Source organism: Bradyrhizobium macuxiense (genome assembly GCF_007993935.1).
In the GTDB taxonomy this organism is placed as follows: Bacteria; Pseudomonadota; Alphaproteobacteria; order Rhizobiales; family Xanthobacteraceae; genus Bradyrhizobium; species Bradyrhizobium macuxiense_A.
In genome coordinates this window covers 196659-209672 of sequence record NZ_VITY01000009.1, presented here as the reverse complement: position 1 = coordinate 209672, position 13014 = coordinate 196659, and the positions used below count along the sequence as shown (strand labels likewise).

The 13014-nt window shown below is 64.1% G+C and carries 16 protein-coding genes; 2 read left to right on the top strand and 14 right to left on the bottom strand.

Features of this window, described 5'->3' with window-relative positions; all coding sequences use genetic code 11:
* The first annotated feature begins 118 nt into the window (after positions 1–118).
* Positions 119–484, top strand: a complete 366-nt coding sequence (locus FBZ93_RS24075; RefSeq protein ID WP_146989074.1) for a methylamine utilization protein — start codon at positions 119–121, stop codon at positions 482–484.
* Between the two features lie 21 nt (positions 485–505).
* On the opposite strand, the gene FBZ93_RS24070 is transcribed toward FBZ93_RS24075, so the two are convergent.
* The gene (locus FBZ93_RS24070; protein ID WP_146989072.1) at positions 506–1489 is read right to left on the bottom strand and encodes a hypothetical protein; all 984 of its coding nucleotides are present in this window, start codon (positions 1487–1489) and stop codon (positions 506–508) included.
* A 310-nt stretch (positions 1490–1799) separates the two neighbouring features.
* Here FBZ93_RS24070 and FBZ93_RS40740 point away from each other — a divergent pair, with 310 nt between their 5' ends.
* Complete coding sequence (locus FBZ93_RS40740) at positions 1800–1961, top strand: hypothetical protein (RefSeq protein ID WP_167529189.1); 162 nt, start codon at positions 1800–1802, stop codon at positions 1959–1961.
* Between the two features lie 29 nt (positions 1962–1990).
* Here FBZ93_RS40740 and FBZ93_RS24065 read toward each other — a convergent pair whose 3' ends face one another.
* The 13 genes from FBZ93_RS24065 to FBZ93_RS24005 form a co-directional block, all read right to left on the bottom strand.
* A complete protein-coding gene (locus tag FBZ93_RS24065) occupies positions 1991–3019 on the bottom strand; it encodes a cytochrome-c peroxidase (RefSeq protein ID WP_146989071.1) in 1029 nt (342 codons plus the stop codon).
* A 188-nt stretch (positions 3020–3207) separates the two neighbouring features.
* Positions 3208–4869, bottom strand: a complete 1662-nt coding sequence (locus FBZ93_RS24060; protein ID WP_146989069.1) for a CHASE domain-containing protein — start codon at positions 4867–4869, stop codon at positions 3208–3210.
* 504 nt (positions 4870–5373) lie between these two features.
* Entirely contained in the window at positions 5374–6018 is a 645-nt protein-coding gene (gene ureG / locus FBZ93_RS24055; protein ID WP_146989067.1) for an urease accessory protein UreG, read from the bottom strand.
* 176 nt (positions 6019–6194) lie between these two features.
* Positions 6195–6932, bottom strand: coding sequence for an urease accessory protein UreF (locus FBZ93_RS24050; RefSeq protein WP_146989409.1), 738 nt, complete (start codon positions 6930–6932; stop codon positions 6195–6197).
* Complete coding sequence (locus tag FBZ93_RS24045; RefSeq protein ID WP_146989065.1) at positions 6913–7524, bottom strand: urease accessory protein UreE; 612 nt, start codon at positions 7522–7524, stop codon at positions 6913–6915. The genes FBZ93_RS24050 and FBZ93_RS24045 overlap by 20 nt, the downstream gene beginning before the upstream one ends.
* 7 nt (positions 7525–7531) lie before the next feature.
* Positions 7532–7831, bottom strand: coding sequence for a putative quinol monooxygenase (locus tag FBZ93_RS24040; RefSeq protein ID WP_074126864.1), 300 nt, complete (start codon positions 7829–7831; stop codon positions 7532–7534).
* 25 nt (positions 7832–7856) lie between these two features.
* A complete protein-coding gene (locus FBZ93_RS24035) occupies positions 7857–8156 on the bottom strand; it encodes a putative quinol monooxygenase (RefSeq protein ID WP_024581875.1) in 300 nt (99 codons plus the stop codon).
* A gap of 112 nt (positions 8157–8268) precedes the next feature.
* Positions 8269–9984, bottom strand: coding sequence for an urease subunit alpha (gene ureC, locus FBZ93_RS24030; protein WP_146989064.1), 1716 nt, complete (start codon positions 9982–9984; stop codon positions 8269–8271).
* Positions 9985–10020: 36 nt separating this feature from the next.
* A complete protein-coding gene (locus FBZ93_RS24025; protein ID WP_146989408.1) occupies positions 10021–10560 on the bottom strand; it encodes an HD domain-containing protein in 540 nt (179 codons plus the stop codon).
* Between the two features lie 159 nt (positions 10561–10719).
* The gene (locus FBZ93_RS24020) at positions 10720–11175 is read right to left on the bottom strand and encodes an endonuclease domain-containing protein (RefSeq protein ID WP_146989061.1); all 456 of its coding nucleotides are present in this window, start codon (positions 11173–11175) and stop codon (positions 10720–10722) included.
* 264 nt (positions 11176–11439) lie between these two features.
* The gene (locus tag FBZ93_RS24015; protein ID WP_016847280.1) at positions 11440–11745 is read right to left on the bottom strand and encodes an urease subunit beta; all 306 of its coding nucleotides are present in this window, start codon (positions 11743–11745) and stop codon (positions 11440–11442) included.
* A gap of 9 nt (positions 11746–11754) precedes the next feature.
* Positions 11755–12057 (bottom strand): urease subunit gamma, encoded by a 303-nt coding sequence (locus FBZ93_RS24010; RefSeq protein WP_139480291.1) that lies wholly within the window; start codon positions 12055–12057, stop codon positions 11755–11757.
* Between the two features lie 83 nt (positions 12058–12140).
* Positions 12141–12977: an urease accessory protein UreD gene (locus FBZ93_RS24005; protein WP_146989060.1), complete on the bottom strand. Its 837-nt coding sequence runs from the start codon at positions 12975–12977 to the stop codon at positions 12141–12143.
* Positions 12978–13014: the final 37 nt, after the last annotated feature.

Here is a 13014-nt window from a genome sequence, read left to right as displayed (position 1 = left end):
CTCATGCTGAAATCGTTAAGATCAGCTGGCGATAATCACCGTTACAGGTAATCCGGGGGGCGCCACTTGCACCCTGGGGGTGCCGATGTCGGGCGTTCGAGGTTCAAGCGGGGGTCTTATGCAGTCAGCCTTGTTGCGCGCTGTGCGCCTGGGCCGGTTCGGCCGCGTGCCATTTGCGGCGGCGATCGTCACCGGAGCGCTAGCCGGAGCAGCTTTGGGCGCAGGCCCTTACGTCATTTCGCAGAAAGATCGCGAATTCAAGCCCGCCGAGATCTCGATCAAGCGCGGCGAGGTTTTACGGTTCATTAACGATGATGGCGAGCTGCTGCATCACGCTTATTTGAGCACCGATACGTTCAGTTTCGACTCGGGCGACCAGCAGCCGGGCAGCAAGTTCGACGTCACCTTCTCCGTGCCCGGCGACTACACCGTGCTGTGCGGCATTCATCCGAAGATGAAGCTCGCCGTCCACGTCGCCAAATAGCCCATTCGAGGCAACGACGATCTACAGGACCGAGGTCTTGAAGATCGCGGCGTGGCCGAAATAGTAGACGAACAACGTCAGCGACAGCGCGGCACAGAGCGCGACCGGAGCAAGCCACGGCGCGCGACGATCGCGCGGCAACACCTTGTTGTCGGCGATAATCGCAAGCAGGACGGCGATGATCGCCGAGTGCCCGATGGTGTCGATCTTGCCGAATTCGAAGCATGCGCTGATGAACATCCCGGTCAGCACCGTCGCTGCGCAGCGCCGGATCAACGGCGTCCAGATCAAGGCGAAGGCGAGCGTGAATTCCACCATGCCGGCGGCGCGCATGTAGAACTCATTGTCGAAGCCGAGGGTCATCGAGGCGTGTTCGATCAGCAGCGGGAAGCTCCACTCCGGATAGGCCCATTTCTCGATCGAGGCCCACATCAACGTCACCGCCGCGGCGTACCGCATCACGTCGATCGGCCGGATGCCGAACAGGTCCTTGTTCAGCCCGATAAGCGCAAAATAGGCGGCAACGCCGAGAAAAATCGGGTAATCGGCGAGATGGAAGACGCCGTAGCCGCGGACACCGATCCCGAACAGGATCGCCATCCCCGCGGCCGACAATGGCAACGTGCGCCGCGACAGCATGCCGGCGGCGATGCCGAGCTGCAACGCGCCCACGTAGGGTGACGTCGTCTTCAACTCGGGTGTCAGCAGGATCCCGCCCACCGCCCAGATCGAGATAAAGAAAAACGCGCAGACGGCGCGCATCATCAACTCGGTGCGCAGCCGCAATGGCTCGGTGATGCGGTCGAGCACCCGGATCGTCGCATCGCCCAGCGATGTGGGCTCGATCAGGCAGCCCGCGAACAGCCAGAAGACGGCGACGCCGAGCAGCAGTTCAAAGTCGAGGCAAAGGACGTTCTCGAGTCCCCGGGGCTGACCGGCAACATCGTAGGCGCAGAACCATTTGACATGTGCCTCGGCACTGCGCGCGGCTGTGACGCAAAACAAAACCGCTGCAAAGCACGTGGCGAAATAGGAGCGCACAGCCGAGCCGGCATTTCGCTCCTGCCCACTAAACATTGAACCAACCGCCCACACACACTTAAGGACTTGTTTAACTTATATCAAATTTTAGGCTTTGCGCCTGCCCGTGACACCCGCCGGTTGCATTGTGGTTAATTGCGGCAGGCAAGCCCCGGCCTGTCCCTCAGTGCGGCCTTTTCGGCCGGTTCCATCGAATTTTAGCTAATTCCGGCACGGGGGCTCAATTCAACTGTCGTAGTGAAACCCGGACAAATCGGATCGGGAGGCCGGTTAGATGTTCGGAGCGTTGAGTGTCGTGAGTATCGGGGTGGGGTCGGCCCTCGCCTACCTGACAAAACCATCCGCTGCGCACGCGGCGACGCTGGAGACCTGCGCGGGCGCGTTCCTGATCGTCGGGCTCGGCCTCCTGGGGGCCGCACTGCCGCATCTGGGCTGACGAGCCCCGTTCTAAACCCTCTGCAGCGGTCAGCGCGGCAGTTTGGGGACCCCCGCCACCGGCGGGGCGGTGGCCGTCAGGGTTTGCAGGAAGGCGATCAGGTCCTGCTTCTCGCCCGCGGTCAGGGACAACGGCCTGATGTCGGGCGACCGGCTCGGCCGCTCGATCCCGCCCTTGTTGTACAGTTCGATGACATCTTCCAGCGTTGCGACCGATCCGTCGTGCATGTAGGGCGCACGGCGCGCGACGTCGCGCAATGTCGGGGTCTTGAACGCGTATTTCAGCTTCGCCGACGTCGGGAAGAAACGGCCGCGCCCGATGTCATTGCCCTTGGCGGTGCCGATATCCTGAAACGACCCGTCGGAGAAGGACGGGCCATTGTGGCAGGACGAACAGCGTCCCTTGCCGTTGAAGAGCTCGAAGCCCTGCTTGGCCGATGCGCTGATCGCGCTATCGTCGCCCTTGATCCAGCGGTCGAACGGGGCCTCGCCGGCAACGATGGAGCGCTCGAAGGTCGCCAGCGACTGCTCGATCCTCGGCCGCGTGATCGCGCCGTCTCCGAACGCGTGGGCGAACGCATCGACATAGCCTGGGATCGCCGAGAGCCGCGCGACCAATTCCGCCTCGGTCATGTTCAGGTTCATCGGGCTGAGGATCGGCCCGAACGCGACGGATTCGAGATCCTTGAACTTGCCGTCCCATCCCAGCGGCTCGAAGAAGGCCACGTCGATCAGCGTCGGCGAGCGGATCGGCAGGCCCTTCGGATCCTCGCCGATGGCGCGCGGAAGGCCGTCGGCCCAGGACAGGCTCGGCTTGTGGCAGCTCGCGCAGGCGTGCGTCTTCGATCGCGACAGCAGCGGATCGAAGAACAGCATCTGGCCGAGCGCGGACTTCGCCTCGGAATAGGGATTGCTGCTCGGGAAGGGAACGACGTCCGGCCGGCGATAGCTGGCCCTGACGGCCGCGGGGTCACGGGGCTCGGTCGCCGGGGTCAAGGCAAGCGACAGCCCTACCGGCAAAACTGCCGCGAGCAAAGTCAGGCTGACCCAAAGCCTCATCGGGGTCCTCAGACGGTATCCTGCTCGCTATATGCCCAAGCATGTTCAACGAAGTTTTAACGCTCGGTTGCGGGATATTACGGATGCCGGGTGTCGGTCCCGGAATGGGGCCGGCGTATTCCCATCAACGTGAATACGATCAATCCGCGCAGCGATCGATCTGCACAACTTGCGGCGGCTTTCGGCCGCTACTTCTTCGCCGGACGCAGCGGCGCGGAGAACTGCTCGGTGCGGTCGCGCTCTGTCATGTCGACCACGGTGTCCATCGGCGCGGTCAGCTCGTAGACATAGGAGACGTCGGTGAAGTAGCGCTTGGCGGTGCCGCCGAGCGCTTCGGGCGCGACACGGTCGAGCAGGATCAGGCCGAAATCACTGTCGGCCCGCCGCGTCGCCTGGCTGGTGTTGAACTCCTCCCAGCGGAAATGGAAGACCGCGTCCGCATTCTCGCCGACCACTTCCCAATTGGCGACGATGTGCGGATGCTTGCCGACCAGCGACAGCCCTTCATCGGAGTGCGAGGCCAACTCGAAGAACAGCAGCGACAGCGATTGCGCGGCGCGGGCGCTGACGGTGATGTCAGGGCCGTTCACCGCGATCCGGTCGGCATGCGGAATCGCGCGCGATTCGAACAGGCCCTTCAGCTTGACGCCCTGCCACTGGCTCTCGCTCAGCAGCGTGACGACATTCGACATCGCGTGGATGCGTCCGATCAGGAGTTCGCGCGCGACATCGATATCGGCGCCGTGCCGCAGCGTGCGGGTCACGATCGACTGGATCACCGCGAGGATGTTCTTGACGCGATGGTTGAGCTCGTCGATGACAGCAGTCAGCCGGCGTTCGAAGCCGATCCGGACCTCGATCTCGCGGCTGAGCCGCAAATTGTTGTAGGCGACGTAGCCGAACAGGCCGCAGACGATGCCGGTCAGCGCGAGGCCGATCGCCGCGACGATGGTCGCGGTCTGCTGGGCCCGCACCGTCGCGTTGCTCTTGGCGTAATAGTCGAGCGACCAGTCACGGCCGCCGAACGTCACCGTGCGGACCATCGACGGCGACGGGCCGTCCTGGCGCACCGCGCGCGAGGTGACGATGCCCTGCTCGTTGGCGGTGAACTCGTCGTTGGAATCGCGCGGATCCTTCAGCGCCACCGCGAACAGCGAGGAGTCGTCGTTGGTCAGCATCAGCGCCGACAATTCATACGAGAAGGTGATGAAGCCGGCCGGCTCGGAGGCGCCTTCCTGGAACACCGGCGCGGCGAGCACGACGCCGACCGGGCCGTTCTGCCGCAGCAGCGGCACCGGGTCCGAGGCCACCGGCTTGGCGTTGGCCATCGCCTTCGCCAGCATCGGGCCGACCACCGAGTGACGGTCGAAGGCGCGGCCCGGGATGCTCAAGGTCTCCGGATTGCGCGGCTCGACGTCCATCAGCACGTTGATCGGCTTGTCGAGCGCCTTGAGGTCGAGCGCCTGGTCGTCGAAATCCCGGATGGTCGGATTGGTGAAGCCGTTGGCCTTCAGCTCGGCCTCCGCTGCGCTTAGCTCGTTCGGCTTGAGCCGCGCGATCCAGGCGGCGACGACGAAATCGGTCTTGAAGGCATAGATCGCCGAGCGCAGCGGCTGCAGCATGTTGGCCTTCACCATCGAGGGCGTTTTGAACAGCCCCGAGGCCACCCGCGCCAGCAGCTCGCGCTCGGTCAGGCGGTCCTGCACCAGGCTGGCATGGACGTCGATCGCCCGCGCCAGCGCAATGCCGTCGATCGCGAGCTCCTGATCGTGCACCCGATAGGCGGCAAGACCGGAGAGCAGAACTCCGATCAACGCAATCAACGCAACGATGAAGCCCAGTCGAACCACACGCTTACTCGGCAATCAGGGGGTGGCGAAAGGGGACTGAAGGCATCTGTTTTCTGCGGGGGCGGCGACAAATCAGGGAGCGATGAACGCCAGCCGCAAAGCAATATGGAATGGCGATCATCGGTACGCAACAGGAGCCGGTCGGCAACATTAACGACGACGCCACCCGGCGGTCTTTGGCGGCGCCAAAGGTTGCTAATCGTCAAAGTTGGAATTTGTTCCGGCGATTGCGCAGCTTTTTTGCGGCGGAGAAACACAGATGCCGAAATCACTTTCGCCAGAGTTCGGGGCACACCCCTCTCCCCACCCTCCCCCGCAAGGGGGGAGGGAGCCTGACCATCGTGCTCGCCTCACTTCGTGATGCACGCCCCGACTCCGAACGTCCGCAACCGCCCGTGAGGGAAGCACCAATGAGAGGGCTCCCTCCCCCCTTGCGGGGGAGGGCTGGGGAGAGGGGTGCCGCTTGCTCCGCTGGAAAGAAAGGCCGGCCGTGCGCCACAATGATTAACGGCCGGCCGCCTTGCCGGTGCCCTGCGACCGAAGGCCGCCCTTGGTCTCGATGAAGCTGATGATGCGGTCGAGGCCGTCGCTCTTCTTCAGATTGGTCATCACGAAGGGCCGCTCGCCGCGCATCCGCCTGGCGTCGGTGTCCATCTTCTCAAGCGACGCACCGACATGGGGCGCGAGGTCGATCTTGTTGATCACCAGGAGGTCGGATCGCGTGATGCCCGGGCCGCCCTTGGAGGGGATCTTGTCGCCGGCAGCGACGTCGATGACGTAGATCGTGAGGTCGGCCAATTCCGGCGAGAAGGTCGCCGCCAGATTGTCGCCGCCGGACTCGATCAGGACCAGATCGAGGTCGGGGAATTTCGCGCGCATGTCAGCGACCGCAGCGAGGTTCATCGAGGCGTCTTCGCGGATCGCAGTGTGCGGGCAGCCGCCGGTCTCGACGCCCGCGATGCGATCCGGCGTCAGCGAGCCGGAGCGCACCAGAAACTCGGCATCCCATTTGGTGTAGATGTCGTTGGTGATCGCGGCGATGTCGTAGCGCTCGCGCATCGACTTGCAGAGCAGGTCCATCAGCGCGGTCTTGCCGGAGCCGACCGGGCCGCCGACGCCGACGCGGAGCGGGCCGTGAGAAGTGGGCATGTGCGAAGCTCTCTCCGTTATCGTCGTCCCGGCCTAGTGCGCAATTGCGCACGGGAGCCGGGACCCATAGCCACCGAACTCAATTGTTGCGACGCGCTGGGGCCACAGCCGTGCATAACCACAAAGGCCGGTGGTTATGGGTCCCGGCTTTCGCCGGGACGACAGCGGAAGGCGCATCATGACCGGAACAACCGCGTGTACTGAGTCTCGTGACGCAGGCTTGCAAGGTCGGCCCAGAAGGTCGCGCTGCCGAGATCGTCGAGCGCGGCCACATCGGCGCGCGCTGCGGTCGCGGCGACGGCCGGCTCGAGATCGGCCAGCACGCGCTGGCTGTCGGTCTGCCCGAGCGGGATCAGCCGGGCGCCTGCGGAAATCCAGTTCGAGACCACGGCGTGCAGGAAGGCATGCAGCGACGGCGCCAGCCGGATGCCATGCGAAGCGCTGACGATGCCGACTGCGATCGGATAGACGATCGGTCCGTCGCAGGCCGCGATCATCGCGTCGAGGCCGGGCGAATTCCAGGCTGCGCGAGATATCTCGATGAAGGCGCGCCCCTGTGTCGTGGTCTCGAGCTGCCGCTCGCGCGACGGCACGAAGGCCGCGGCAAGCTCGGCGATCTGCCTCAGCCCGGCGTAGTCTTGCTGCATCGCCGCGCGAAAACTCTGCGCGAGAAACACGGCGTCGCAAAATCCGCTGCCGTCGGTGAGCATCGCGGCGAGCCAGTCCCGCAACGTCGCGGCATCGGTGATGTCGCCGGCCTCGACCGCCCATTCGATGCCGCTGGAATAGGCGAACGCCCCCACCGGAAATGACGGCGACAGCCACGTCAGCAGCCGGTACAGCGCGGCCGCCTCGTTCTCAGCCATCCCGCCGCGCAACGCGGCAGGATCGGGCTCATTTGTGGTCATGAGCATGGGAGTGGTCGTGGTGATGATGAGCGTGCTCGCAATGCTCATCATGATGATGGTGATGATCGTGGTGATGTCCATCACCATGGTGGTGAGCATGATCGTGCGCATGGCTATGGGCATGATCGTGCCCGGTGTGACCATGCGCGTGCGCGTCGGCATGCGCATGCTCGGCATAGGCGCCGCCTTCGGGATCGAACGGCGCCTCGATCTCGATGACCCGGGCGCCTAAGCCCCTCACCATCGCCTCGATCACGTGATCCCTGCGGATGCGCAGGCCCTTCGGCATGATCTGGGTCGGCAGATGGCGGTTGCCGAGATGCCAGGCGACCCGGATCAGATGATGCGGATCGCTGCCGCGGATTTCCGCGAGCGGCTCGGGAGCCGCGACGACCTCGACGAGGCGGCCGTCCTCCAGCACCAAGGCATCGCCGCCGCGCAACGCAACGGCGTTTTCGAGATCAAGCAGGAATTCGAGCCCGCGCGTCCCGGTCATGGCCATGCGCCGCCGGTGCCGGTCGTCGAAATCGAGCACGACGGTGTCGGCTGCCGCTTCCTTGAAGCGATGCTGTCCCAGGACCTTGGTTGCGCGGATCATCGATGCCTCAGAGCTTCTGAACCTTGGCGTCGCTGATGATCTCGATCACCGTCGGCCCGGTCTTCATGTCGGCAGAATATTCGCGCCACACCTTCATGTGCGGCGCCTTGCTGTGCGCGGTCAGGTCGTCGCGGGTCTCCCAGCGCTCCACCACCACATACAGATTGGGATCGTTGACGCTGACATGGCCCTCGTAGGAGAGGCATCCCTTCTCCTTGTGGGTCTCGGCGATGCACGCCTTGTGCCCCTTGATGAAGTCGTCCTTGTTTTCCGGCTTCATCGGCGTGGTGGCGATGACGTAGATCATGATGTGTCTCCCGTTCTTGTTTTTATTAGCGGACGTCGACCTTCTCGGGCGTGATCACCTCGATCTTCGGCGGCGCGGCCATGCACTTCACCGCGACCCGGCCGAACGTCTTCATGTGCTCGGCGGTGCGATGCGGCACCAGCGCCTCGGCGTTCTCCCACTGCTCGACGAACACCATCTTGCTGTGGTCGGTGACGCTCTCATGCAGGTCGTAGGCGATGTTGCCGGGCTCCTTGCGGGTTTCCTTGATGCAGGCCGTCGCCGCGGCGATGAATTCGGCGCGGGTCTCGGGCTTGATGGTCAGCGTAGCAACGACGTAAATCACGGAAATTCCTCCCGGTTTTCTCTTTTGTCTCGAGCCTTGTTGTGGGCGCGTGTTCTTTCCGCAAGCCGGAAATCGGCTTCGTTCGAAAAAGCCCTGGCTACCGGGAGCGGTTTTAGAACATAAAATAGCGCTGTGCCATGGGCAGCACCTCGGCCGGCGCGCAGGTCAGGAGCTCGCCGTCTGCGCGTACCTCATAGGTCTCGGGATCGACCTCGATCTCGGGCGTGGCGTCGTTGTGGATCATGCTCTTCTTGGAGATTTTCCCGCGGGTGTTCTGCACCGCGTAAAGCTTCTTGGAGATGCCGAGCTTGCGGGCGAGGCCGCCGCTCGCCGCGGCCTTCGAGGTGAACACCACCGAAGAAGCAGTGAGCGACTTGCCGAAGGCGGCGAACATCGGCTGGTAATGCACCGGCTGCGGCGTCGGGATCGAAGCATTGGGATCGCCCATCGGCGCCGCCACGATCGAGCCGCCCTTGATGATGCAGTCCGGCTTGACGCCGAAGAACGCCGGCGACCACAGCACGAGATCGGCAAGCTTGCCCTTCTCGACCGAGCCAATCAGCTTCGAGACGCCATGCGCGATCGCCGGATTGATGGTGTATTTGGCGATGTAGCGCTTGACGCGGAAATTGTCGTTGTCGTTGCCCTTGTCCTGCAGCAGGGAACCGCGCTGCTTCTTCATCTTGTCGGCGGTCTGCCAGGTGCGGATGATGACTTCACCGAGCCGGCCCATGGCCTGCGAGTCCGACGACATCATCGAGAGCGCGCCGAGATCGTGCAGGATATCCTCGGCCGCGATGGTCTCCTTGCGGATCCGGCTTTCGGCGAAGGCAAGATCTTCGGCGATCGACGGATCGAGGTGATGGCACACCATCAGCATGTCCAGATGCTCGTCGATGGTGTTGCGGGTGAACGGCCTCGTCGGATTGGTCGAGGACGGCAGCACGTTTTTCAGGCCGGCGATCTTGATGATGTCAGGCGCATGGCCGCCGCCGGCGCCTTCGGTGTGGAAGGCATGGATGGTGCGGCCCTTGAACGCCTTGACCGTATCCTCGACGAAGCCCGATTCGTTCAGCGTGTCCGAATGCAGCATCACCTGGACATCGTGATCGTCGGCGACCGAGAGGCAGGTGTCGATCGCCGACGGCGTGGTGCCCCAATCCTCATGCAGTTTCAGCGCACAGGCGCCGCCCTTGATCATCTCGACCAGTGCCGCCGGACGCGACGCGTTGCCCTTGCCGGAGATGCCGAGATTGACCGGAAAGGCGTCGAACGACTGGATCATCCGCCCCATGTGCCACGGGCCGGGCGTGCAGGTGGTGGCGAAGGTGCCGTGCGACGGGCCGGTGCCGCCACCCAGCATTGAGGTGACGCCAGACATCAGCGCGTGCTCGATCTGTTGCGGGCAGATGAAATGGATGTGGCTGTCGAATCCCCCGGCGGTGAGGATCTTGCCCTCGCCAGCGATCACGTCGGTGCCGGGGCCGATGATGATGGTGACGTTGGGCTGGATGTCCGGATTGCCGGCCTTGCCGATCGCGGCGATCATGCCCTCCTTGATCGCGACGTCGGCCTTCACGATGCCCCAGTGGTCGACGATCAGCGCGTTGGTGATCACGGTGTCGGCCGCGCCCTGCGCGTTCGTAACCTGCGATTGCCCCATTCCGTCGCGGATCACCTTGCCGCCACCGAACTTCACCTCTTCGCCATAGGTGGTGAGGTCCTTCTCGACCTCGATGATCAGATCGGTGTCGGCAAGCCGCACCTTGTCGCCGGTGGTCGGGCCGAACATGTCGGCGTAGACGGAACGCTTGATCTTCACGGACATATCAGCCCCGTTTGTGTTTGAATTGTTGACCGGCGGTCACAGCGAGCGCCTCGCCCTTCGCACCACGTCGTCGAACTTCGTATCAAGCCAGGAATTGCCGCCACGACAGCCCGCGACCACTTGCTCGGCCCAATCGGTGTAGTCGACCAGGTCGTCGCGCTCCTCCGTCGTCGGATCAGAGTGAATACGCGCGCCGATATTGCTGATCTTGTCGGCAATCTTGATCAGCTTGGCGTCGGCCGACTTCTTCGGCGCGTCGACGACTTGCAGCCGCCGCCGCTCGGCCTTTGGCAGGCTCATGTCATCGGTGCATTCGATGACGAGGGAGGCCACGCGATCAGAGAACCTCGCCGAGAGCTCTTCGCGTGTGGTGTCGGTGTCCTCCATCGTATCGTGCAGCCAGCCGGCCGCCACGAGTTCGGCATCCGTACCATCCGTCGCGATCGCAAGCAGGTTCGCGACCTCGGCGAGATGGTTGATATACGGCTCGCTTCCTCGCCCCTTCCGCGCCATCCCGTTGTGACGGCGCGCGGCAAGCTCGGCGGCTTCGGAGATGAGGCGGATTGCAGGAAGCATGGGGTTACAAGGCTCCCTTTTCATCGCAGCCGCAGGGGTGAAAAACGACGTCTGCCAGCGCCCGGGGCTTACCCCTCTCCCCAACCCTCCCCCGCAAGGGGGGAGGGAGCCTGGCGAGTGTGCACACCTCACTTGGCGTCGTTGTCCTTCCACCTTCCATCACGGTTTGTCCTCACCATCGATGTCAGATGTAAGGGACGCACCGACGGAAGGGTTCCCTCCCCCCTTGCGGGGGAGGGTTAGGGAGAGGGGTATCGCTTGCTCAGCTGCTTCCGCGATGCTGAGAACGACCCCCTCCAGATTTTTCAGCACGTCGTCGTTAGTGAAACGAAGGACGCGGTAACCGCGAGATCGGAGCCACGCATCCCGCCGCTCATCATGACGGAGGCGCTCGGCGAAATCGTGACTCTCTCCGTCAACCTCGACGACGAGCTTGCAGGCGTGCGCGACAAAATCGGCGATGTAATTGCCGATCGGTGCCTGACGGCGGAAGTTGAGACCAGCCAGCCGATCGGCCTTCAGGTGACGCCACAGCAAAGTCTCCGCGCGCGTCATCGTCCGGCGAAGCTGCTTGGCGCGATCGCGCTGGACGTCGCTCACTTGAGTGTGCGGCATACCCCTCTCCCCAGCGCAATATCCGCCGCCGGAGTTCGGGGCTTACCCCTCTCCCCAACCCTCCCCCGCAAGGGGGGAGGGAGCCTGAGCAGCCTGCTCACCTCACGCGGCTTTATGATTCCTCCTGGAGGCATCACCAGTCCTCCGTTCCATCGATGTCAGATGTGAGGGAGCCACCGGCCGAAGGGTTCCCTCCCCCCTTGCGGGGGAGGGTTAGGGAGAGGGGTGCCGCTTGCTCCGCTGCCTCGATCGTGTCACGTAAGATCACAACTTCCCCTTCACCTCGGCGCGGAAGCCGTGGATCACGCGCTTGCCGGCAAGGGCGACGAGTTGCACATCGCGGGTCTGGCCGGGCTCGAAGCGGACGGCGGTGCCGGCGGCGATGTCGAGGCGCATGCCGCGGGCTTTCTTGCGGTCGAATTTCAACGCCGGGTTGGTTTCGAAGAAATGGTAGTGCGAGCCGACCTGGATCGGGCGGTCGCCGGTGTTGGCGACCGACAGCGTCACGGTCTTGCGGCCGGCATTGAGCTCGATCTCGCCGTCCTTGATGAAGAGTTCGCCGGGGATCATGTCGCGCTCCTATCGGATCGGCTCGTGCACGGTGACGAGCTTGGTGCCGTCGGGGAATGTCGCCTCGACCTGGATGTCGTGGATCATCTCCGGGATGCCGGTCATCACCTGGTCGCGGGTCAGGACCTTGGCGCCGGCCTGCATCAGTTCGGCGACGGTGCGGCCGTCGCGCGCGCCCTCGACGATGAAATCGGTGATCAGCGCCACGGCTTCCGGATGGTTCAGCTTGACGCCGCGCTCGAGCCGGCGGCGCGCCACCATAGCGGCCATCGAAACCAGCAGCTTGTCCTTTTCGCGGGGAGACAAATTCATGCGAGCACTCTGATCGTTCTTTGAAAGCGTTTAAGTTGGCATGATCTGATCGGAAAACCGGTACCCACTTTTCCGGATCATGCCTAGTTGAGCCACAGCCGCGGCAGCGGGACGATGGAGGCGCGGCCGAGCACTGCCATCATGTCGGCGCGCAGCCGGGCCGCATCTTGGGCACAGAAGCGCGCCATTGCAAAGCCATTCCAGGCCGATATGCCGACTTCGCCACCAAAGCTGTCCGACACCTCGCGGATCCGTTCAACCAGCGCCTCGTCGCCCGGCACGATCAGCGCCGTGCCGATCGCGCAGCCGCCGCCGGCGATCGCGCGCCGCGCGAGCTTCTCGCCAATCTCGCCATCAAGGCGGATGGTCTCGGCAAACACCAGCCTGCCGCCGCGCCGCATCCGCCAGCGATCGACGAACTCGCCATGGCGCATGGTCTCGCCCATCGCGGCACGGCCGAACACCACGATCTCGCAGAGCAAGAGCGAAGCGCCCTCGGCAAGGTCGATATCAAAAGAGCGATGAATACGGGCGCGGTCGAACAGGATGGTCTCCTGCGGCAGCCAGGAGAGATGTGCACCACCAGCGACCTTGAGCGCGATGTCGAGCCGGGCTGCCGCGCCCGACGCGCGGTAAACCTTCTCCGCCGCTGCCGTGGTCAGCGTCAGGCGGGCGCCCTCGCCGGCCGTTATCCCGACCTCGAAATGATCGCCCCCCGCAATGCCGCCGGCCGTGTTGACGAACATCGCCGACAGGCCATCGTCCTCCGGCGACGGAAAGCGGACACGCAGCGAGCCGGATTCATGGAGATCACCGCGGCGGGTGACGCCGTCCGTGCGATGCACGCCGAACCGCACCACGCCCTGGGCGCGGTTTGCCGCAAACGTCGCCGCCGCCGCGCCTGCGATCCCGCTCCGCATTCCCCCGACGCTCCCTCAATGCACACCGCGAAGGGCG

Coding starts and splice junctions, on each gene's coding strand:
- ureG (WP_146989067.1), bottom strand. CDS start 6,018: ATGCCCACTTCTCACGGCCCGCTCCGCGTCGGCGTCGGCGGCCCGGTC.
- FBZ93_RS24005 (WP_146989060.1), bottom strand. CDS start 12,977: ATGCGGAGCGGGATCGCAGGCGCGGCGGCGGCGACGTTTGCGGCAAAC.
- FBZ93_RS24045 (WP_146989065.1), bottom strand. CDS start 7,524: ATGATCCGCGCAACCAAGGTCCTGGGACAGCATCGCTTCAAGGAAGCG.
- FBZ93_RS24010 (WP_139480291.1), bottom strand. CDS start 12,057: ATGAATTTGTCTCCCCGCGAAAAGGACAAGCTGCTGGTTTCGATGGCC.
- FBZ93_RS24015 (WP_016847280.1), bottom strand. CDS start 11,745: ATGATCCCCGGCGAACTCTTCATCAAGGACGGCGAGATCGAGCTCAAT.
- FBZ93_RS24065 (WP_146989071.1), bottom strand. CDS start 3,019: ATGAGGCTTTGGGTCAGCCTGACTTTGCTCGCGGCAGTTTTGCCGGTA.
- FBZ93_RS24050 (WP_146989409.1), bottom strand. CDS start 6,932: ATGCTCATGACCACAAATGAGCCCGATCCTGCCGCGTTGCGCGGCGGG.
- FBZ93_RS24075 (WP_146989074.1), top strand. CDS start 119: ATGCAGTCAGCCTTGTTGCGCGCTGTGCGCCTGGGCCGGTTCGGCCGC.
- FBZ93_RS24025 (WP_146989408.1), bottom strand. CDS start 10,560: ATGCTTCCTGCAATCCGCCTCATCTCCGAAGCCGCCGAGCTTGCCGCG.
- ureC (WP_146989064.1), bottom strand. CDS start 9,984: ATGTCCGTGAAGATCAAGCGTTCCGTCTACGCCGACATGTTCGGCCCG.
- FBZ93_RS24020 (WP_146989061.1), bottom strand. CDS start 11,175: ATGCCGCACACTCAAGTGAGCGACGTCCAGCGCGATCGCGCCAAGCAG.
- FBZ93_RS24040 (WP_074126864.1), bottom strand. CDS start 7,831: ATGATCTACGTCATCGCCACCACGCCGATGAAGCCGGAAAACAAGGAC.
- FBZ93_RS40740 (WP_167529189.1), top strand. CDS start 1,800: ATGTTCGGAGCGTTGAGTGTCGTGAGTATCGGGGTGGGGTCGGCCCTC.